General features: G+C 71.2%; 16 protein-coding genes and 2 pseudogenes. 11 read left to right on the forward strand and 7 right to left on the reverse strand.

The features are described from left to right. The first annotated feature begins 45 nt into the window (after nt 1-45). The gene (locus N7925_RS24150; protein WP_265601539.1) at nt 46-609 is read left to right on the forward strand and encodes a CGNR zinc finger domain-containing protein; all 564 of its coding nucleotides are present in this window, start codon (nt 46-48) and stop codon (nt 607-609) included. 4 nt (nt 610-613) lie between these two features. Here N7925_RS24150 and N7925_RS24155 read toward each other — a convergent pair. Together N7925_RS24155 and N7925_RS24160 are read right to left on the reverse strand one after the other, a co-directional pair. Continuing rightward, nucleotides 614-904, reverse strand: a pseudogene (locus N7925_RS24155) (DUF6584 family protein); the annotation flags it as partial. A gap of 45 nt (nt 905-949) precedes the next feature. Further along, nucleotides 950-2,593 (reverse strand): MFS transporter, encoded by a 1,644-nt coding sequence (locus N7925_RS24160; protein ID WP_274345132.1) that lies wholly within the window; start codon nt 2,591-2,593, stop codon nt 950-952. A 158-nt stretch (nt 2,594-2,751) separates the two neighbouring features. Here N7925_RS24160 and N7925_RS24165 point away from each other — a divergent pair, with 158 nt between their 5' ends. The 3 genes from N7925_RS24165 (at nt 2,752) to N7925_RS24175 (ending at nt 7,152) form a co-directional block, all read left to right on the forward strand. After that, entirely contained in the window at nt 2,752-3,360 is a 609-nt protein-coding gene (locus N7925_RS24165; RefSeq protein ID WP_443032240.1) for a MarR family winged helix-turn-helix transcriptional regulator, read from the forward strand. 53 nt (nt 3,361-3,413) lie between these two features. Continuing rightward, nucleotides 3,414-5,639, forward strand: coding sequence for an SF1B family DNA helicase RecD2 (recD2, locus tag N7925_RS24170; RefSeq protein WP_274345133.1), 2,226 nt, complete (start codon nt 3,414-3,416; stop codon nt 5,637-5,639). Nucleotides 5,640-5,853: 214 nt separating this feature from the next. Further along, a complete protein-coding gene (locus N7925_RS24175; RefSeq protein WP_265601542.1) occupies nt 5,854-7,152 on the forward strand; it encodes a citrate synthase in 1,299 nt (432 codons plus the stop codon). A gap of 592 nt (nt 7,153-7,744) precedes the next feature. Here N7925_RS24175 and N7925_RS24180 read toward each other — a convergent pair. The 3 genes and pseudogenes from N7925_RS24180 to N7925_RS24190 form a co-directional block, all read right to left on the reverse strand. Continuing rightward, nucleotides 7,745-8,013: pseudogene (locus N7925_RS24180) on the reverse strand (heavy metal translocating P-type ATPase); the annotation flags it as partial. Between the two features lie 142 nt (nt 8,014-8,155). Continuing rightward, entirely contained in the window at nt 8,156-8,473 is a 318-nt protein-coding gene (locus tag N7925_RS24185; protein WP_265601543.1) for a heavy-metal-associated domain-containing protein, read from the reverse strand. 171 nt (nt 8,474-8,644) lie between these two features. Further along, nucleotides 8,645-9,367, reverse strand: coding sequence for a TetR/AcrR family transcriptional regulator (locus N7925_RS24190; RefSeq protein WP_274345134.1), 723 nt, complete (start codon nt 9,365-9,367; stop codon nt 8,645-8,647). A gap of 158 nt (nt 9,368-9,525) precedes the next feature. Between N7925_RS24190 and N7925_RS24195 the strand changes: the two genes are divergently transcribed. Beyond that, the gene (locus N7925_RS24195; protein WP_274345135.1) at nt 9,526-11,859 is read left to right on the forward strand and encodes an MMPL family transporter; all 2,334 of its coding nucleotides are present in this window, start codon (nt 9,526-9,528) and stop codon (nt 11,857-11,859) included. Nucleotides 11,860-11,915: 56 nt separating this feature from the next. Beyond that, a complete protein-coding gene (locus N7925_RS24200; RefSeq protein WP_274345136.1) occupies nt 11,916-12,668 on the forward strand; it encodes a class I SAM-dependent methyltransferase in 753 nt (250 codons plus the stop codon). A gap of 67 nt (nt 12,669-12,735) precedes the next feature. On the opposite strand, the gene N7925_RS24205 is transcribed toward N7925_RS24200, so the two are convergent. Continuing rightward, nucleotides 12,736-12,927 carry a helix-turn-helix transcriptional regulator gene (locus tag N7925_RS24205; RefSeq protein ID WP_215111240.1) on the reverse strand — a complete coding sequence of 64 codons (192 nt, stop codon included), beginning with the start codon at nt 12,925-12,927 and terminating at the stop codon, nt 12,736-12,738. Nucleotides 12,928-13,184: 257 nt separating this feature from the next. Between N7925_RS24205 and N7925_RS24210 the strand changes: the two genes are divergently transcribed. Then, the gene (locus N7925_RS24210; protein ID WP_274345137.1) at nt 13,185-13,709 is read left to right on the forward strand and encodes a DinB family protein; all 525 of its coding nucleotides are present in this window, start codon (nt 13,185-13,187) and stop codon (nt 13,707-13,709) included. Nucleotides 13,710-13,779: 70 nt separating this feature from the next. Here N7925_RS24210 and N7925_RS24215 read toward each other — a convergent pair whose 3' ends face one another. Then, on the reverse strand, nt 13,780-14,706 hold the full coding sequence (locus tag N7925_RS24215; protein ID WP_274345138.1) for a sugar phosphate isomerase/epimerase family protein: 927 nt from the start codon (nt 14,704-14,706) through the stop codon (nt 13,780-13,782). A gap of 133 nt (nt 14,707-14,839) precedes the next feature. Between N7925_RS24215 and iolC the strand changes: the two genes are divergently transcribed. The 4 genes from iolC to iolD are packed head-to-tail and all read left to right on the forward strand — an operon-like array spanning nt 14,840 to nt 19,858. Next, entirely contained in the window at nt 14,840-16,030 is a 1,191-nt protein-coding gene (iolC, locus tag N7925_RS24220; RefSeq protein ID WP_274345139.1) for a 5-dehydro-2-deoxygluconokinase, read from the forward strand. Beyond that, nucleotides 16,027-16,938 (forward strand): Cgl0159 family (beta/alpha)8-fold protein, encoded by a 912-nt coding sequence (locus N7925_RS24225; protein WP_274345140.1) that lies wholly within the window; start codon nt 16,027-16,029, stop codon nt 16,936-16,938. Before iolC ends, N7925_RS24225 begins: the two co-directional genes overlap by 4 nt. Beyond that, nucleotides 16,935-17,846 carry a 5-deoxy-glucuronate isomerase gene (gene iolB / locus N7925_RS24230; RefSeq protein WP_274345141.1) on the forward strand — a complete coding sequence of 304 codons (912 nt, stop codon included), beginning with the start codon at nt 16,935-16,937 and terminating at the stop codon, nt 17,844-17,846. The genes N7925_RS24225 and iolB overlap by 4 nt, the downstream gene beginning before the upstream one ends. Next, entirely contained in the window at nt 17,843-19,858 is a 2,016-nt protein-coding gene (gene iolD, locus N7925_RS24235) for a 3D-(3,5/4)-trihydroxycyclohexane-1,2-dione acylhydrolase (decyclizing) (RefSeq protein WP_274345142.1), read from the forward strand. Before iolB ends, iolD begins: the two co-directional genes overlap by 4 nt. The last annotated feature ends 23 nt before the right edge of the window (nt 19,859-19,881 follow it).

Consider the following 19,881-nt stretch of genomic DNA (forward strand, 5'->3'; position numbering starts at 1 on the left):
TCTAACAGCTCCTCGCGAGATGTCGCAACCGGCTAAGGTGGTTCCATGTGTGCTGGCTTTCCTGACTTCCGCCTCGGCAACGTGCTCGCGACGAGCTTCACCGGGACCTTGTCGGAGCGTTTCGGCGACGCCGTGGAGCGCATCCCCGTTCCGCAACGGCTCGTCGACTGGCTGGCGGTGTACGGCCTCGTCGTGGACTCCTGCACCCCCGCCCAGCTCGACCTCGCCCGGGAGCTGAGGGAGTCGATCCACGCCGCCGCGACGGCCGCCGCGCTGCACGAGCCCCTTCCCGCCGCCGCGGTCCAGGTCATCGGCGACCGCAGCATCGCGGGGCGGGCTGCGGCGGTCCTGACACCTGGCGGAGAGCGGCGATGGCAGCTCGACTCCTCCTCCGTGGAGGACGCCCTCAGCGTGGTCGCCGCCGACGCGGTCGACATCATCTCGGGCGAACGGGACGGAAAGCTGGCCCTGTGCGCTTCCCCGACCTGCCGGGCCGCCTTCTTCGACACCAGCCAGAGCCGTACGCGTAAATGGTGCGACATGAACACCTGCGGGAATCGCCAGAAGAAGGCGCGCTTCAACGCCGGCCGGCGCGAGAACCCCAGTTGAGAGCCGACCTCCCTTGCGGATCGCGCCAGGCAACGGCCTGCATCCGGCGTACGGGATCGGCGTACCGCTTCTCGAAAGCGATCGTCTCCTCGGGGGTGCGGTCCTCCTCCAGGTACATCCAGCGTCCGGCTTCGGCGGCGTCGCCGTACAGGCGGTAGACGGCGGCCAGGCGACGACGGGGAGCCGGTGCGTGCGGGTAGGAGGAGACCAGTCCGCGCAGACGCTGCCTCGCCACCGGTATCCGGCCGGCGGCGAGGTCCGCGTCCACGCGGGCCAGGGTGACGTTCAGGGGCATGGGGTCATCCTGGGGCCGGGCGAGCGGCGCCGGCGACCGAGTTGTTCACACCGGTCGCCGCACCGGTTCGTGCGGTGCCTTCGGGTTCGAAGGGCCCTTCGCCTTCGGCGACATGAACAGCGTCGCCGCCAGCGCCAGGAGCAGCAGCCCCGCGCAGACGTACCCGCAGACCTGCACGCCGACCGCCATCGCCTCGCGGGCCGCCTGGGCCGCCGCTGCCGTACGAGGCTCCGAGGCGAGGGCGTCGATCACCGATCCGGCGCTGTCCGTCACCACGCTCCCGAGCCGGTCCGCCTCGTCCGCCGCGACCCCGTCCCGGGTGAGCCGGTCGGTCATACCGGAGGCCAGGGTGCTGAAGAACAGCGTGGTCAGGAGGGCGATGCCGAGCGCCGACCCCAGCTCGCGAGCCGCGCTCTGGATGCCCGACGCCTGGCCTCCGCTCCGTTCCGGTACGTCCACGAGGACGATGTTGGTGACCTGCGCCGTGGCGAAGCCGACGCCGATCCCGTACACGAACAGCGCGAGGGCGATGAGCCACCAGGAACTGTCCGTGGAGGCGATCAGGGCGAGCATCGTCAGCCCGGCGGCCTCCAGGACCAGGCCGATCCGGACCTGTGCGAGCGCGGACACGGTCGCCGCCATCGGGAAACTCGCCCCGGAGGCGGCGAAGCTGCCGACGGCCAGGGCGACGAGGGCGAGGCCCGCCTCGAACGCGCTGTAGCCGAGGGCGAACTGGAGCCAGAGCGGCAGCACCGCGATGATGCCGAACTCGCCGAGACCGACCATCAGGGTCACGAAGTTGCCGTTGCGGAACGAGCGGATGGAGAACAGCCCCACGTCCATCAGCGGCTCGTCGCCCGCCCGGCTCAGCGCGGTCTGTCTGCGCCAGAACACTCCCAGGGCCAGAACGGACAGGAGCAGGGCGACGAACACGGGCGAGAGCCCGCCGGACCAGGAGAAGCCCCCGATCTCCAGCGGCTCCGTCGTCAGCAGCCAGCCGTACGTGCGCCCCTCGATCAGGACGAACGCGAGAAGCCCCAGGCCCGCCGCCGACAGCACCGCGCCGACGCCGTCGATACGGCCCGGGGTGCGGGGCGAGGCGTCCAGGTACCGGAGCACCCCCGCCACGATGAGGGCGACCAGCGGGATGTTGATGCCGAAGGCCCACCGCCAGGAGATGTCGGCGAGCCAACCGCCCAGCAGCGGGCCCACGGCCGCCGCCGCTCCGATGGTCGAGCCCCACACGGCGAACGCCTGGGCGCGCGCCCGTCCGGTGAACGTGGCGTTCAGCAGGGCGAGCGAGGTGGGCAGCATCATCGCTCCGCCGACGCCCTGGACGAACCGGGCGAGGATCAGCAGACCGCCGCCGGGGGCCAGCGCGGCCAGCAGGCTCGTCACGCCGAAGACGGCGAGGCCCAGCAGGAAGATCCGGCGTGCGCCGTACAGGTCGCTCAGGCGTCCGGTGACCAGCAGGAGCGCCGCGAACGTGATCGCGTACGACTCCTGGATCCACTGGGCTTCCGACGATCCGATGGAGAGGTCCTTGATGATCGGCGCGAGGATCACGTTGACGATCGTCAGATCGACCACGATCAGGGCCACGCCGAGCGCCACCGCGACGAGGCCGAGCCACTGACGTGCTGTGGGCGGGGCTTCTGGGCCTTCTGGGGGTTCCGCTGATTCGGGCACAGTGCTTCGACTCCAAGGTTACTTTGCCGCAAAGGTAGGTAGCTTTGCGGCAAAGGTAAATGTGGCGGGGTAAGTTGTCAAAGCAGACGGTGGGAGACGCGGCCGGAGGGGCAGCGGCGGCACGGGCACCGGAACCGGAAGAGAGCGGGGCAGCGCCAATGCCGAACGGGCACGGAGCCGACGGGAACGTCACGGTGGACGGAAACGGCACGGCGGACGGGAACGGCACGGACGGCCGCGAAGCCGTGCGGGTCGACCGTGAAGCTCCGCCGGCCGACCGCGAGGCCGTGCGCGTCGACCGCGTCATGGACGGCCTGCGCGCCTTCGGGGCCAACTACACCGAGTTCACACGCCGCTTCGCGACGTGGCTCGGGCTGCACTCCACCGACGCCGCCGCCCTCGTGGAGATCCTCTACGCGGAGGACCAGGGCACACCCCTGTCGCCCGCCCGGCTCAGCGAGCGGGTCTCGCTCTCCTCCGGCGCGACCGCCATCCTCCTCAAACGGCTCGAACAGGCGGGGCACATCGTCCGCACCCGCGAGAGCGCCGACCGCCGCGTGGTGACCCTGCGCAGCAGTCCCGACATCCGGCCGAGGGCCATCGCGTTCTTCGGCCCGTACTCCGAGCGGATGGCCGAGGCGATGGCAGCCTACTCACCGCGGGAGATCCAGCACTTCGAGGAGTTCCTCGGCACGCTGCGCACCACCATGGACGCCCTGTTGGCGCACGAGTACGAGGGCGGCGGGCCGACACCCCCCACCCCCTGACGGAAGCCCCGTCCGCGCACCGCACTGTCAGTGCCACCCGGTAGCGTCGGGCCATGTCCAACATGGCCGTCCTCGAAGGTGTCCTGGAGCGGATCACCTACGCCAACGAGGAGAACGGGTACACGGTCGCCCGCGTCGACACCGGACGCGGAGCCGGCGACCTCCTCACCGTCGTCGGCGCGCTGCTCGGCGCGCAGGTCGGTGAATCGCTGCGGATGGAGGGCCGTTGGGGCTCGCACTCCCAGTACGGCAAGCAGTTCACCGTGGAGAACTACACCACCGTGCTGCCCGCCACCATCCAGGGCATCCGCCGCTATCTCGGCTCCGGACTGATCAAGGGGATCGGGCCGGTGATGGCCGACCGGATCACCACCCACTTCGGCGTCGACACCCTCGACATCATCGAGCAGGAGCCGAAGCGCCTCGTCGAGGTCCCCGGCCTCGGCCCCAAACGAACGAAGATGATCGCGACCGCCTGGGAGGAGCAGAAGGCGATCAAGGAGGTCATGGTCTTCCTCCAGAGCGTCGAGGTCTCCACCTCCATCGCCGTCCGCATCTACAAGAAGTACGAGGACGCCTCGATCTCCGTCGTGAAGAACCAGCCCTACCGGCTGGCCGCCGACGTCTGGGGCATCGGCTTCCTCACCGCCGACCGGATCGCCCAGGCCGTCGGTATTCCGCACGACAGCCCCGAGCGGGTCAAGGCCGGCCTCCAGTACGCCCTGTCCCAGTCCTCCGACCAGGGGCACTGCTACCTCCCCGAGGAGCGGCTCATCGCGGACGGCGTCAAGCTGCTCCAGGTCGACACCGGGCTGGTCATCGAGTGCCTGGCCGAGCTGGCCGCCGATCCGGAGGGCGTCGTCCGGGAGAAGGTGCCGTCCCCCGAGGGCGGCGAACCGGTCACCGCTGTCTACCTCGTCCCCTTCCACCGGGCCGAGCTGTCCCTCGCCGGGCAGGTCCGCCGCCTGCTGAAGACCGGCGAGGACCGCATGCCGGCCTTCAGGGACGTGGACTGGGACAAGGCCCTGGCCTGGCTCGCCACCCGTACGGGGGCCATCCTCGCGCCCGAGCAGGAACAGGCCGTACGGCTCGCGCTCAGCCGGAAGGTGGCCGTCCTGACCGGCGGCCCCGGCTGCGGGAAGTCGTTCACCGTACGGTCCATCGTCGAGCTGGCCCGGGCCAAGAAGGCCAAGGTGGTGCTCGCCGCCCCCACCGGGCGCGCCGCCAAGCGGCTCGCCGAGCTGACCGGGGCCGAGGCGTCCACCGTGCACCGGCTCCTGGAGCTGAAGCCGGGCGGGGACGCGGCCTACGACCGGGACCGCCCGCTGGACGCGGATCTGGTCGTCGTGGACGAGGCGTCGATGCTCGACCTGCTGCTCGCCAACAAGCTCGTGAAGGCGGTGGCACCCGGTGCCCACCTCCTCCTCGTGGGTGACGTCGACCAGCTGCCCTCGGTCGGCGCGGGGGAGGTGCTGGGCGATCTGCTCGCGGAGGGCGGCCCGGTCCCCGCCGTCCGGCTCACCCGGATCTTCCGCCAGGCCCAGCAGTCCGGCGTCGTGACCAACGCCCACCGGATCAACGCCGGGCAGCCGCCGCTCACGGAGGGGCTGAGCGACTTCTTCCTCTTCGTGGAGGACGAGACGGAGGACGCGGGCAAGCTCGCCGTCGATGTGGCGGCCCGCCGCATTCCGGCCAAATTCGGCCTCGATCCCCGCCGTGACGTGCAGGTTCTCGCCCCGATGCACCGGGGCCCGGCGGGTGCGGGGAATCTGAACGGGCTGCTCCAGCAGGCCATCACCCCGGCCCGCCCCGACCTTCCCGAGAAGCGCTTCGGCGGCCGGGTCTTCCGGGTCGGCGACAAGGTCACCCAGATCCGAAACAACTACGACAAGGGCGAGAACGGCGTCTTCAACGGCACGGTCGGCGTCGTCACCGGCCTTGACCTGGACGAACAGAAGCTCACCGTCTACACCGACGAGGACGAGGAGATCGGGTACGACTTCGACGAGCTGGACGAGCTGGCCCACGCGTACGCCATGACCATCCACCGCTCCCAGGGCAGCGAGTATCCGGCCGTCGTCATCCCCGTCACCACCAGTGCCTGGATGATGCTCCAGCGCAACCTGCTCTACACGGCCGTGACGCGGGCCAAGAAGCTGGTGGTCCTGGTCGGGTCCCGTAAGGCGATCGGCCAGGCGGTCCGGACGGTTTCCGCAGGCAGACGCTGTACGGCACTGGATTTCCGGCTCCGGGGCGGCTCCGGAGAAGACTTCGCGTAAGCCGTGGCGAAAATGATCGATCAAATCGGTGGGAAACATCACGGAGGTCTTCCGGAACCGCAGTCAAGGGGGCAGGATGAGTAAGTTGGCGGCACTCAGTGCCGCCCATGAGTCCAATGGACGACCCCGAGTGCACTCTCCTGAGCCGAATGGGGGAGGGTGGAAGACAGTCAGGGCACCTCGAAGAAGAGGCACTACGTCGGTGAGGGATGACGTGAGCGAGCACACCAACAACGCTGTAGTACTGCGGTACGGCGATGACGAGTACACCTACCCGGTGATCAACAGCACCGTCGGCGACAAGGGCTTCGACATCGGGAAGCTCCGGGCCAATACCGGCCTGGTGACGCTGGACAGCGGATACGGCAACACCGCCGCCTATAAATCCGCCGTCACGTACCTCGACGGTGAGCAGGGCATTCTGCGCTACCGCGGATACCCGATCGAGCAGCTCGCCGAGCGCTCGTCGTTCCTCGAGGTCGCGTACACGCTGATCAACGGCGATCTGCCGAGGGTCGACGAGCTGGCGACCTTCAAGAACGAGATCACCCAGCACACGCTGCTGCACGAGGACGTCAAGCGGTTCTTCGACGGCTTCCCGCGCGACGCCCACCCGATGGCCATGCTGTCCTCGGTCGTCAGCGCGCTGTCCACGTTCTACCAGGACAGCCACAACCCGTTCGACGAGCAGCAGCGTCACCTCTCGACGATCCGCCTCCTGGCGAAGCTTCCGACGATCGCGGCGTACGCCTACAAGAAGTCGATCGGGCACCCCTTCGTCTACCCGCGCAACGATCTCGGGTACGTCGAGAACTTCCTGCGCATGACCTTCTCGGTCCCCGCCCAGGAGTACGAGCTGGACCCGGTCGTCGTCTCGGCGCTGGACAAGCTGCTCATCCTGCACGCGGACCACGAGCAGAACTGTTCGACCTCCACCGTGCGTCTGGTCGGCTCCTCGCAGGCGAACATGTTCGCCTCGATCTCCGCCGGCATCTCGGCGCTGTGGGGCCCCCTGCACGGTGGCGCCAACCAGTCGGTGCTGGAGATGCTGGAAGGCATCCAGGCCAACGGCGGCGACGTCGACTCCTTCATCCGCAAGGTGAAGAACAAGGAGGACGGCGTCCGCCTGATGGGCTTCGGCCACCGGGTGTACAAGTCCTTCGACCCGCGCGCCAAGATCATCAAGGCTGCCGCGCACGACGTGCTGTCCGCGCTCGGCAAGTCCGACGAGCTGCTCGACATCGCGCTCAAGCTGGAGGAGCACGCGCTCTCCGACGACTACTTCGTCTCGCGCAACCTCTACCCCAACGTGGACTTCTACACCGGTCTGATCTACCGGGCCATGGGCTTCCCGACCGAGATGTTCACCGTGCTCTTCGCGCTCGGCCGGCTTCCCGGCTGGATCGCCCAGTGGCACGAGATGATCAAGGAGCCGGGTTCCCGCATCGGCCGCCCGCGTCAGATCTACACCGGCGAGGTCCTGCGCGACTTCGTCCCGGTCGAGGGCCGCTGACCCGGACCGCATCACCCCTGTAGTGCCCGGCCTCTTCGGCCGACTGCCTTCGCCCCGCGTACCGCGCTTCGCACAGAGCGCGGTGTCCGGGGCGATTCGGCGTTGTGCGGGGCGTGTGCACGGGCCGCCTACGGGCGTGTGGCGTGTACAGGCGGCGAGCGGGCTCATGTGCGGGCCGTGTACGGGACTCGGGTCGGCTCATGCGGGGCGCATACGGGGCTTGGGCGGCTCATGCGGGGCGCGAGCGGGCTGGAAGGCGAGAAACGCCCCGCCGCCGATCCCCCCACGGGTCGACGGTCGGGGCGTTTCCCATATCCCGGAGCGGATTCCCCCCACGGGATCCGGCCGGGCGTCTGCAGGGAGCCGAAGCTCCCGTTGTTCTTTTGTGCCGCGGTCCGCCGGGGTCCGTACGCACGGGAGGGCCGCTCAAAGCTCCCCGGTGCACGTGCCCCGGCCACCGCTTGCCACAGGAGCGTCCCCCAAGACACTCCATCGGATGTCCCCCAAGACATCCTTGGCTCGCACTCTAAGACTCGCGAACCCACCGGATGGTTACCCTGAAACCGGTGTGATCTAAATCTCTTTGTGGAAGTTACGTGAAGGCGCGCAACCGTAGGCTGTGCGTGACGACGAACACGGACGAAAACGCCATGACGGCTCCCGCGATCACAGGGTTGAGCAGGCCAATTGCGGCCAGGGGCAAGGCCGTGACGTCGCACCCGGAGGCCCGGGGGAAGTCGCCCCTGGTAGTGGCCAGCGTACGCCTGGAGAGGCGGATCGCGTCAGCCGTCACCTTGAGATCTCCACGAACCGGCTGAGGTCGCTCGCCTCGATCGCCGCATCCGTCCCCGTGCCCGCCGCCGGCGGACCTCGTCGGTGACCAGCATCGTGATGTGCGGGAGGCCGAGCTTCTGGGGAACGCGGATCGGGCCGTACCCCACCAGTAGCGACTGGCGAGGTGCGGCCCGACGGCGGACGGGGTGGCGGCTGCTCCGGCCGGCCTTCAGGCGGCCGGGCCGAGGAGCTCGTACCCGGCCTCGTCGACGGCGGCGCGGACGGCGTCCTCGGTCAGCGGGGCCTTGGACGTGACGGTGACCAGGCCGGTGGCGGCGACGGCCGCGACCGAGGTCACGCCCGCGATCCCGGAGATCTCCTCCGCGATGGAGCCCTCGCAGTGGCCGCAGGTCATGCCCTTGACCTGGTACACGGTGGTGACCGCGTCGGTCTGCTCGATCTGGACGTCGGCCGCGCCGTCGTGGCAGGAACCGGTGGGCGTGCAGCAGGAACCGGTGGACTGGGGGGTCTCGGTCTCGGCGGTCATGACGTTCTCCTCTTCGCGAACACGTTACGGCGGCTTGGCGGGGCGCGGGGGCGTCGCGGAGGACTCCCGGCGTTCCGTCGTACCTAACACTATACCCCTAGGGGGTATGAAGGCGATCCGGCGCGGCGGCGCGCGTCGGGCCCGTGGCCGTGCAGGGTGCGCGCGGGGTGTCTACGGCGCGTGCTGGGCCCGGTCTCGCGCATCGTCGCCGACCAGGGGGTCCAGATAGCGGAACATGATCGTCTTCAGCTCCTGGGTGTAGGCCGCGCGCTCCTCGCCCTCGTGGGCCATGATCAGGTCCAGCCCGGCCTTGAAGAGCATGAGGGTCATGTCGGCGATGCGGTGGACCTCGCCGGCCGGTACGTACGGGAGGTAGCCGGCGAGCACCGATTCGACCCGCGTCAGCATCGTGGCGTGCAGCGTGTCGTGCTCCTCGGTGATCCGGCCGGGGATCTCCGAGCCGTGCATCAGGACGGAGAAGGCCGGGTTCTCGCAGTTGAAGGCGATCAGCGGGTCGAGGATGGCGTCCAGCATGCGGTCGAGCGGCAGCTCGATATGGCTCTGGGCGAAGGCGGCGCCGTAGGTGTCCCGCCAGCGGTTGAGCAGCTGGTCGCCCAGCTCGACGGCGATGGCCTCCTTGTTCGGGAAGAACTGGTAGAGCGTGCCCGGCGACACCCCTGCCTCGCGGGCGATGGCGTTGGTGCTCGACGCGGTGTAGCCGCTGGTGCAGAAGACGCTGGCGGCGGCCTGGAGCAGTTGGGCGATACGGGCCTCGCCGCGGGCCTGGCGGCGACGCGGGCGGGCGGATCCCGGCGCTCCGCCGTCCGCGCCGGCGGTGGATCCGCCGTCCGCTCCGTCCGCTGCGGCGCCCTTGGTGGCTTTGGCCTCCGACACGGTCAATCCCCGGCTCTCGTGATGCGGTTGACAAACGCGAGTACTCGCTCGCATTCTAGTGAAACGCGAGCGACTACTCGTGTTTGCCAGGGTAAGTGGCAACGACCGACCCATGCTGCCTTGTGCTGCCCGGGTCTCGGTGAAGGGGACACCGCACCATGTCCGAAGTCAACCGTTCCGCGCCGCCGTCGATCGGCGGCTGGACCCGGCTCGTCACCGCCCGGCCGCGGCTCGCGCTGCTGGCCGCGCTGGTGATCACCGCACTCGCCGTCTTCGCGGGGAGCGGGGTGGCGGACCGGATGGGCAGCGGCGGCTGGCAGGCCCCCGACGCCGAGTCGACCTACGCGACCGAGGTGCTGGCGAGGGAGTTCCCCGCTTCCCAGCCCAACCTGCTCCTGCTGGTGGACAGCGGCTCCGCGACCGTCGACGACCCGGCGGTGGCCGCCGAAGCCGCCCGTCTGGTCGAGCGGCTGAAGACCGAGCCGGGGATCTCGGGCGTCGGGTCCTACTGGGAGACCGCGTCCCCCGCCCTGCGCTCCGAGGACGGTCACGAGGCGGTCATCGCCGCCCGGATCGGGGGCGACGAGAAGACCGCCGGCGAGACCCTCGACCGGATAGCCCCCGCCTTCGCGGGGGAGCGGGGACCGGTGGAGGTCTCCTTCGGCGGGCCCGTCGCGGTGCAGCACGAGATGCAGACGATCATCCAGGAGGACCTGCTGCGGGCCGAGCTGATCGCCCTGCCGGTGACGCTCGTCCTGCTGGTGATGGTCTTCGGCAGCGCCGTCGCCGCGATGCTGCCGCTCGGTGTCGGCATCGTCGCCATCCTCGGCACCAACGCCGTGCTGCGAGGGCTGACGGAGTTCACCGACGTCTCGGTCTTCGCCATGAACCTCACTACGGCGCTCGGGCTCGGACTCGCCATCGACTACGCCCTGTTCATCGTCCGCCGCTTCCGCGAGGAGCTGGCCGGCGGGGCGGACCCCCGGACCGCGGTGGGCACGACGCTGCGGACCGCCGGGCGTACGGTGCTGTTCTCGGCGCTGACCGTGGCGGTGTCCCTGTCGGCCATGCTCGTCTTCCCGCAGTACTTCCTGCGGTCCTTCGCCTACGCCGGGATCGCCGTGGTCCTCCTGGCCGCTGCTGCCGCACTGATCCTGCTGCCCGCCGCGCTCGTGCTGCTCGGCCACCGGGTCAACTCGCTGGACCTGCGCCGCCTGTTCCGCCGCCGGAAGAAGGAGACCGCCGACGCCGGTGCGTCGCCCGGCCGGGGCTGGGCGCGGCTGGCCGTGCTGGTGATGCGCAGGGCGCCCGTCTTCGCCGTCGTCACCACCGTCGGGCTCCTGCTGCTCGGACTGCCCTTCCTGGGCGTCAAGTTCGGCACGGCGGACGACCGTCAGCTGCCGGCCTCGGCGGAGTCCCGGGTCGTCCAGGAACACATCCGCGAAGGGTTCCCCGGCAGCCCCGGCGGCGGCCTGGAGGTGCTGGCCGAGGGGCAGGGCTCCCCCGCCGCGTACGCGGAGCTGAAGGACCGGATCGAGCAGCTTCCCGGAGTCCTGCGGGTCGACGGCCCGGTCACCGGGGACTCCGTGGCCTACTACAGCGTGCTGCCCGAGGGAGAAGCCGTCGGCGAGAAGACCCAACAGCTCGTACGGGACCTGAGGGCCGTGCCCTCCGCCTCCTCCCTCGACACCTCGGTGACGGGCACAGCGGCGGTCCTCGTCGACTCCAAGGACGCCATAGCCGACCGGCTGCCCTGGGCGGTGGGGATCATCGTGGTGGTCACCCTGTTCCTGGTCTTCCTGCTCACCGGCAGTGTGCTCATCCCGCTCCAGGCGGTCGTGCTCAACGCCCTCAGCCTGACCGCGATGTTCGGAGCGGTGGTCTGGGTCTTCCAGGACGGGAATCTCTCCGGGCTGCTCGCCTTCACCAGCACGGGCGACATCGAGACGACGCTGCCCGTCCTGATGTTCTGCGTCGCCTTCGGACTCTCCATGGACTACGGGGTCTTCCTGATATCCCGGATCAAGGAGGAGTACGACCGCACCGGCGACCACGAGCACTCCGTCACCTTCGGACTCCGGCACACCGGCGGACTGATCACCGCGGCCGCAGTGATCCTCGCGGTCGTCATGGTGGCCATCGGCACCTCACGGGTCACCAACACCAAGATGCTGGGACTCGGCATCGCCCTCGCCGTCCTGATGGACGCCATGGTGGTGCGGGGCCTGCTGGTCCCCGCGGTGATGAAGCTGATGGGCAGCTCCACCTGGTGGGCCCCCGCGCCCCTGCGTGCCTTCCACCGCAGGTTCGGCCTCAGCGAAGGGGACGGGGAAGTCCTTCGGAAAGGGCCCTCGGAGAGGCCGGGAACACCCCCGGAGCGGGCCCCGGAGGGCCCGCGGGGCACCGAACGGGGGGAGGCAGGGGGGCCGGCCTCTCCGCCCGCCACAGAAGACGCCAGGGGCCTGCCAGCGGCATCGGCAAAGGGTCGCTGACCTGGGATTTCATGCTCCGACTGGCTAAAATTACCCCATCGGAAAAGGGGGCCCGGATGGACCGGAACGTGACCACGACGGACGATGTACTGGCGCTGATGGACGGGCTGTTCGCCCCTGCGGCGGACCGGTGGACAGCCAACGGGGAGCCCTGGTGGGACGACTTCTACGCGGACCGTTCCAAGGCGGTGCCGTTCTTCGTGGACAAGCCCGACGAGAGCCTGGACGGGTATGTCCGCCAGGGGCTGATCGCCCCGGGCCGTGCGCTCGACCTCGGCTGCGGGCCCGGCCGCAACGCGCTGCACCTGGCCTCGCTCGGCTTCGACGTCGACGCGGTCGACCTCTCCCCGGAAGCGATCGCCTGGGCCCGCGAGCGGGCGGAAGGCGCGGGGGCCCACGGCGTCCGGTTCCACCGCGGTGACGCGTTCGCGCTGACGGCGGCGGGGGCCGCCCTGGCCGGGCCCTACGACCTGATCCACGACTCCGGCTGCTTCCACCACCTGCCGCCCCATCGGCGTATCAGCTATCTCGCCCTCCTGGAGCGTTGCCTCGCGCCCGGCGGCCACTTCGCGCTCACCTGTTTCGCCGCCGGGGAGGGCGGGATGGGCTCGGAGCTGCCGGACGCCGAGCTCTACCGCACGGGCGGCCTCCAGGGCGGGCTCGCCTACTCACCCGAGGCGCTGCGCCACGTCTTCTCCGGCCTGAGCGAGATCGAGCTGCGCCGGATGAACGACGAGGCTCCCGCATCCCCGCTCTTCGGAGAGCCGTTCCTCTGGACGGCCCTCTTCCGGGCGCCCGCCCGGGGCTGACGGGCCCGGGTCGGGTAGGGGGCGGGCCCGGGGCGGGCGAGCGGGGTCGCTGCGCGGGCAGGGGGTGTCAGCGGCCCCGGTTTCGGGGGCGGGAGGCGACCCACGCGCGGACGGTGTCTCCGTACCAGTACGGCTTCCCGTTCTTCACCTGGTCGGGCGGGGGCAGGAGCCCGTGCTTGCGATAGGAGCGGACGGTGTCCGGCTGGACCTGGATGTGCGCGGCAATGTCCTTGTAGGACCAGAGCGTCTCGTCGGTCATCAGTGACACCTCTCAGCGCTTCTCTGCTCTGCTGCGCTCCGCAGCACAGGCTGACGATCACTCAGCCCGTGCTGGGTTGAACGACCCCGGGCGGCAGGCGGCGTGGGGCTGTCGACCGACTGTGACAGAAACCACGCGTAACCGAGATATGTGTGCCGAAACGGTTACTGCTGGAACAGAAGGGACGAACGGGGTCCGGTGGTGTCCGGTGGTGCGGGGCGCGGTCGTTGTCAGACCTGGCTGCCACGATGGAGGCCATGAGCACTTCCGAACGCCCGATGCCCCCGCTGGTCGCCGACGAACGCACCTCCCTGGAGAGCTGGCTCGACTTCTACCGCGCCACCCTTGCGCAGAAGTGCGGGGACCTGCCCGAGAAGGGGCTGCGCGAGGCGTCCGCGACGCCCTCGCCGATCACGCTGCTCGGACTGCTCCAGCACCTGGCGGAGGTCGAGCGCAACTGGTTCCGCCGCGTGCTCGCGCAGGAGGACGCCCCGCCGCTCTTCGCCCCTCCGGCCGGCGGCGGGGACGGAGCCGAGGGCCGTGACGGCGGCTGGGAGCTCGCCGAGGACTCCACCCACGAGCGGGCGCTCGCCCAGTGGGAGGCCGAGGTGGCACGGTCCCGGCAGAACTGCGCGGCCCGGGCGCTCGACGACACCAGCCCGTTCATGGGCGCGCAGGTCACCCTGCGGTGGATCTACACCCACATGATCGGCGAGTACGCGCGCCACTGCGGCCACGCCGACCTGATCCGCGAACGCGTCGACGGAAGCACGGGAGTCTGACCCGGGGCGGCCGGCACAGCCGGGGCGGTGCGGGCCCGCCCGAGGGCCGGAGCTCGGCCCACCCGCGGGCTCAGGCCGGGGCGCCGGGCCTTCCGCAGGAGCGGAGGAACTCCCGGGTGCGGCGGGCGATGGGGAACGGCTTGTCCGGCGGGCACGGATACATGTCCTGCTCCACGATCGCGAACAGGTCGACGTCCAGGGCCCGGGCCGCTTCCAGGACCGGCTCCAGCGCGGGGACCCCGCCGGGCGGCTCGCACATCACGCCCCTGGCCACCGCCGGGCCGAACGGCACCTCGTCCGCCACCACCGTCGCCAGGATCTCCGGATCGACCTGCTTGAGGTGGAGGTAGCCGATGCGTTCCCCGTACGTCTCGATGAGCTTGACGCTGTCGCCGCCGCAGTAGGCGTAGTGCCCGGTGTCCAGGCAGAGCGAGACGAGATCCGGATCGGTGGCGTCCAGGAAGCGGTTGACGTTCTCCTCGGTGTCGATGTGGGTGTCGGCGTGCGGGTGGACGACGATCCGCAGCCCGAAACGCTCCCGGACCTCGCGGCCCAGCCGCTCCGTCTGCGCGGTCAGCTCACGCCACTGCGCGGGCGTGAGCTCCCGGTCCTCCAGCACCTCGCCCGTCTTGTCGTCGCGCCAGAAGGAGGGGATGACGACCAGGTGCTCGGCGCCCATGGCCCGGGTCAGTCCGGCGATGTCCGCGACATGTGCCCACGTCCGGTCCCAGACGTCCGGGCCGTGGTGCAATCCGGTGAAGACGGTCCCGGCGGAGACCGTGAGCCCCCGCTCGCGGGTCTCGTCGGCCAGCCGCGCCGGGTCGGTGGGCAGATAGCCGTACGGGCCGAGTTCGATCCACGCGTACCCGGCCTCGGCCACCTCGTCGAGGAAGCGCTGCCACGGCACCTGACGCGGGTCGTCGGGGAACCACACACCCCAGGAGTCGGGGGCCGAGCCGATGCGGATGCGGGCCGAGGGGCGGACGGAGGGGGTCATAACGCCCAGCCTCAGGGCCCGCGCCGAAGAGTGTCAAGGGTTCGTCCGAATGTCCGGACAAAATATTGACAGGGTTCCCGGGAGGGGACTAGACCTGGGACCAGCCGGCCACCGGTGGGTCGAAGGGATGGGCATGCCTGAGCCGTACGACGTGATCACCATGGGGCGGATCGGGGTGGACCTCTACCCGCTGGAGGTCGGGGTACCGCTCGCCCGGGTCGAGACGTTCGGCAAGTTCCTCGGCGGCTCCCCGACGAACGTCGCGGTGGCGGCGGCCCGGCTGGGCCGGCGGACGGCCGTGATCACCCGGACCGGGCAGGACGCCTTCGGCGCCTATCTCCACCAGGAACTGGAACGGTTCGGGGTGGACGCCCGCTGGGCGACGGCCGTGGCGGAGTATCCGACCCCGGTCACCTTCTGCGAGCTCTTCCCGCCGGACGACTTCCCGCTCTACTTCTACCGGCAGCCCAAGGCCCCCGATCTGGAGATCCACGCGCCGGACCTCGACCTGGACGCCGTGCGCGACGCCCGGATCTTCTGGATGACGGGCACCGGACTCAGCGCCGAGCCCAGCCGCTCCGCCACACTGGCCGCACTCCGCGCCCGCGGTGCGCCGCGTACGGCGACCGTCTTCGACCTCGACTGGCGGCCCATGTTCTGGGACGGCGGCGACGACAGCGCCGAGGCTCCCGCGCGGTACCGCGAGGCGCTGGCCCACGCCACGGTCGCCGTCGGCAACGTCGACGAGTGCCGCATCGCGACCGGCGAACGCGAACCGTACGCCGCGGCCCGGGCCCTGCTCGCGGCCGGGGTGGAGCTCGCCGTCGTCAAACAGGGTCCGAAGGGCGTGCTCGCCGTCCACCGCGACGGCACCACCGCCGACTGCCCGCCCCTGCCGGTGGACGTGGTCAACGGACTCGGCGCGGGGGACGCGTTCGGGGGCGCGCTCTGCCACGGGTTGCTCGCCGGGTGGCCCCTCGACCGCGTCGTGCGGTACGCGAACGCGGCCGGCGCCATCGTCGCCTCCCGGCTCGCCTGCTCGTCGGCTATGCCGTCTCCGGACGAGGTCGAGGGGGCCCTCGCGGCCGGAGCCGTGACGGCCGACCCGGGCGCTCCGGCGGCCCCCGGCGCTCCGGGTACACCGGGTGCTCCGGCGGCCCCCAGCGCCCCGGGTGCCCAGGGCGGTGCTCCGAGTAACCAGGGCGCTCCGAGTACCCAGGGTGCCCCGGCGGCCTCCGATGCCCCGGCCCCCGACGACCCGGCCGGAGATGCCCCGGCCCCCGACGACCCGGCCTCCGACGCCCCGACCGGAGCGGGCTCATGACGCCTCTCGGGCCCTCCCTCGCCGAGGTCGTGCGGCTGCGCGCCGAGCGTCCCGAGGCCGTCGCCGAGGCCGCCGCGCGACGGAAACGGCGGCGCCTGATCCGGCACCCCGGCGACCGGCTGATGATCATCGCGGCGGACCATCCCGCGCGCGGCGCGCTCGCGGTGGGGGACCGGCCCCTCGCCATGGCCAACCGCTTCGAGCTGCTGGAGCGGCTCTGTCTCGCCCTCTCCCGCCCCGGGGTCGACGGTGTGCTGGCCTCGGCCGACGTCCTGGACGACCTCCTCCTGCTGGGAGCCCTGGAGGACAAGGTCGTGATGGGCTCGATGAACCGCGGCGGGCTGGCCGGCGCCGCGTTCGAGCTCGACGACCGGTTCACCGGCCACCGCCCCGACGACCTGGTCCGCCACGGGTTCGACGCGGGGAAGCTGCTGCTGCGCATCGATCACGACGACCCCGGTTCGTTGGACACCCTGCACACCGCCGCCCGGACCATCGACGCGATGGCGGCGCACCGGCTGCCCGTCTTCGTCGAGCCGTTCCTCTGCCGCCGCGTCGACGGCCGCCTCCGCAACGATCTCGGCGCCGCGGCCGTGGCGACCTCCGTCGCCATCGCGTCGGGCCTCGGCGGGACGTCCGCGTACACCTGGCTGAAGGTCCCCGTCACCGACGACCCCGACGCCATGGCCCGGGCGATGGAGGCCTCCACCCTGCCCGCCGTCCTGCTGGGCGGCGAGGTCGGCGAGGACCAGGACGCCGCGTACGGAAAATGGCGCGACGCGCTGCGGCTGCCCACCGTGCGGGGGCTGGTCGTGGGCCGCTCGTTGCTCTACCCGGCCGACGGGGACGTGACGTGTGCCGTCGACACCGCCGTATCGCTGCTCGGCACGGGTAGGGACAGGCCATGACGAAGCATCACCCCCCTGAGCGGGACCACCGGTACCACCTGCCGGCCGGCAGCGTCGCGCGCGGGGCGTACGCCGTCGACATCGACCCCGAGCGGGCCGGCTGGGACCGTTCGGCCCTGCGGGTGCTGGAGCTGGAACCGGGCGGTGTTCACACGCTCGACACCGGCGGTAGTGAATGGATCGTCCTGCCGTTGGCCGGTGCATGTACGGTGCGTACGGCAGGCGAGACCTTTGAACTGCTGGGCCGGGAGAGCGTGTTCAGCGGGGTCTCCGACTTCGCCTACGTACCGCGCGACTCCCACGCACAGATCGCCTCCGGCGCAGGTGGCCGCTTCGCCCTGGCAGGAGCGAAGTGCGAGCGACGACTCCCCGCTCGCTACGGCCCCGCGCCGGAGGTACCCGTCGAGCTGCGCGGCTCCGGGACCTGCTCGCGCCAGGTGAACAACTTCGCCGCCGCCGACACCTTCGACTGCGACCGGCTGATCGCCGTCGAGGTGCTCACCCCCGGCGGCAACTGGTCCTCGTACCCGCCCCACAAACACGACGAGCACGTGCCGGGCGAGGAGTGCGAGCTGGAGGAGATCTACTACTTCGAGGTCGCGGACGGCGGGACCGGCTACCACCGGGTCTCCCCGTCGCGCGCCGGCGGTACGGACGTCCTCGCCGAAGTGCGCGGCGGTGACGCCGTCCTCATCCCCGACGGCTGGCACGGCCCGTCCATCGCCCCGCCCGGCCGGACGCTGTACTACCTGAACGTGATGGCCGGGCCGGGGGAGGAGCGCGCCTGGCTGATCCGCGACCACCCCGACCACCGGTGGATCCGCGACACCTGGCGGGGCGAGCCGATCGACGCCAGACTCCCGCTGTACACGGCGCATCCGTCGCCCGGCCCGGAGGTAACGCCTTGAGCCCGACGAGTCCCGCGACCCCGACCCGTCCCGCGACCCCGACCCGTCCCGCGGACCCCCACGGTCCGACCCGTCGGCTGACCACCGCTCAGGCCCTGGTCGCCTTCCTGGCCCGGCAGTACACCGAGCGCGACGGCCGCCGGCAGCGGCTCATCAGCGCCACCTGGGGCATCTTCGGGCACGGGAACGTCGCGGGAATCGGCCAGGCACTCGTCGAGGCGGGCGGCGGCGGCGACGGGAATGGCAGCGGCGGGAACGGCAGCGGCGGGAACGGGGCCGCGCACCGCATGCCCTACCTCCAGGGCCGCAACGAACAGGCCATGGTGCACGCGGCCGTCGGGTACGCCCGTCAGTCGGGGCGGCTCTCCGCGCACGCGGTGACCACGTCCATCGGCCCGGGGGCCACCAACCTCGTCACCGGGGCCGCCCTCGCGACGATCAACCGCCTGCCCGTCCTCCTCCTGCCCGGCGACACCTTCGCGACCCGCCCCGCCGACCCCGTACTCCAGCAGCTGGAAGTGGCCTACGCGGGCGATGTCTCGGTCAACGACTGTCTGCGCCCCGTCTCGCGCTACTTCGACCGGATCACCCGGCCCGAGGCGCTGATCCCGGCCGCGTTGCAGGCGATGCGCGTCCTCGCCGACCCCGCCGAGACCGGGGCCGTCACGCTCGCGCTGCCGCAGGACGTGCAGGCGGAGGCGTACGACTGGCCGCGGGAGTTCTTCGCCGAGCGCGACTGGCACGTCCGCAGGCCCGCCCCCGACGCGCACGAACTGGAAACCGCCGTACGGGCGGTACGCTCCGCCCGCCGCCCCCTGATCGTCGTCGGCGGCGGGGTCCGGCACAGCGCCGCCGAGGAGACGCTCGCCGCGTTCACCGCCGCGACCCGCATCCCGGTCGCCTCCACCCAGGCGGGCAAGGGCGCGCTCCGTCACGACCACCCGGCCGACGTCGGCGGCATCGGCCACACCGGCACCGCCACCGCCGACGAACTGGCCCGCACCGCCGACCTGGTGATCGGCATCGGCACCCGCTTCTCCGACTTCACCACCGCCTCCGGCACGCTCTTCGCCGACCCGGCCGTCCGCTTCCTCCACCTCAACATCACCGGCTTCGACGCCCACAAGCTGGCCGCCCTCCCGCTGGTCGCCGACGCCCGCGCGGGCCTTGAGGCGCTCACTGCGGCGCTCGCCGGACGCGGCTACCGGGTCGACCCGGCGTACGAGACGGAGTACACCGGCGCGAAGGAAGCGTGGGAGGCACGGGTCGAGGCATCCTTCGCCACCCCCGACCGCACCGCGCGCCCCACCCAGGCCCAGGTCCTCGGCCTGCTGGACGCCCTGGTCACCGAGGACGACATCCTGATCAACGCCGCGGGCTCCCTCCCCGGCGATCTGCACAAGCTCTGGCGCACCCGCTCCCGCGACCAGTACCACGTCGAGTACGGCTACTCCTGCATGGGCTACGAGATCCCGGCGGCCATCGGCGTCCTGCTCGCCGACGGAGTCCGTACGCGGCGCCGCCCGGTCTGGGCGCTCGTCGGCGACGGCACGTACCTGATGAACCCCACCGAGATCGTCACCGCCGTCCAGGAGAACCTGCCGCTGAAGCTGTTGATCCTCCAGAACCACGGATACGCCTCCATCGGCGGCCTCTCGGAGTCGGTCGGCGCCGAGCGCTTCGGCACGGCCTACCGCCGCCGGGACGCCGACGGCGGCTTCACCGGCCCGCCGCTCCCCGTCGACCTGGCCGCCAACGCGGCCTCCCTCGGCATGCGCGTCCTGCGCGCCACCACCGTCGATGACCTGCGCGCGGCACTCTCCGAGGCCCGTGACGTGGAGGGCCCCACTTGTGTCTACGTCGAGACCGAAACGCCCGACACAGTGTCGGGCCCCCCTCCGGCACAGGCGTGGTGGGATGTTCCGGTAGCCGAGACCGCGAGCCGGCCGGCGGCGGTCAAGGCCCGGGAGGAGTACGACCGGCAGGCCGCCGCCCGACGCCGCCATCTGTGAAGCCTGCCGCCTGCCTGAACCCG

This window comes from Streptomyces sp. CA-278952 (genome assembly GCF_028747205.1).
Lineage (GTDB): Bacteria > Actinomycetota > Actinomycetes > Streptomycetales > Streptomycetaceae > Streptomyces.

Bases quoted from the DNA above. Each gene is read 5' to 3' on its own strand.
- N7925_RS24150 (WP_265601539.1), top strand. From the start codon at position 46: ATGTGTGCTGGCTTTCCTGACTTCCGCCTCGGCAACGTGCTCGCGACG.
- N7925_RS24165 (WP_443032240.1), top strand. From the start codon at position 2,752: ATGCCGAACGGGCACGGAGCCGACGGGAACGTCACGGTGGACGGAAAC.
- recD2 (WP_274345133.1), top strand. From the start codon at position 3,414: ATGTCCAACATGGCCGTCCTCGAAGGTGTCCTGGAGCGGATCACCTAC.
- N7925_RS24185 (WP_265601543.1), bottom strand. From the start codon at position 8,473: ATGACCGCCGAGACCGAGACCCCCCAGTCCACCGGTTCCTGCTGCACG.
- N7925_RS24195 (WP_274345135.1), top strand. From the start codon at position 9,526: ATGTCCGAAGTCAACCGTTCCGCGCCGCCGTCGATCGGCGGCTGGACC.
- N7925_RS24200 (WP_274345136.1), top strand. From the start codon at position 11,916: ATGGACCGGAACGTGACCACGACGGACGATGTACTGGCGCTGATGGAC.
- N7925_RS24205 (WP_215111240.1), bottom strand. From the start codon at position 12,927: ATGACCGACGAGACGCTCTGGTCCTACAAGGACATTGCCGCGCACATC.
- N7925_RS24210 (WP_274345137.1), top strand. From the start codon at position 13,185: ATGAGCACTTCCGAACGCCCGATGCCCCCGCTGGTCGCCGACGAACGC.
- N7925_RS24215 (WP_274345138.1), bottom strand. From the start codon at position 14,706: ATGACCCCCTCCGTCCGCCCCTCGGCCCGCATCCGCATCGGCTCGGCC.
- iolC (WP_274345139.1), top strand. From the start codon at position 14,840: ATGCCTGAGCCGTACGACGTGATCACCATGGGGCGGATCGGGGTGGAC.
- N7925_RS24225 (WP_274345140.1), top strand. From the start codon at position 16,027: ATGACGCCTCTCGGGCCCTCCCTCGCCGAGGTCGTGCGGCTGCGCGCC.
- iolB (WP_274345141.1), top strand. From the start codon at position 16,935: ATGACGAAGCATCACCCCCCTGAGCGGGACCACCGGTACCACCTGCCG.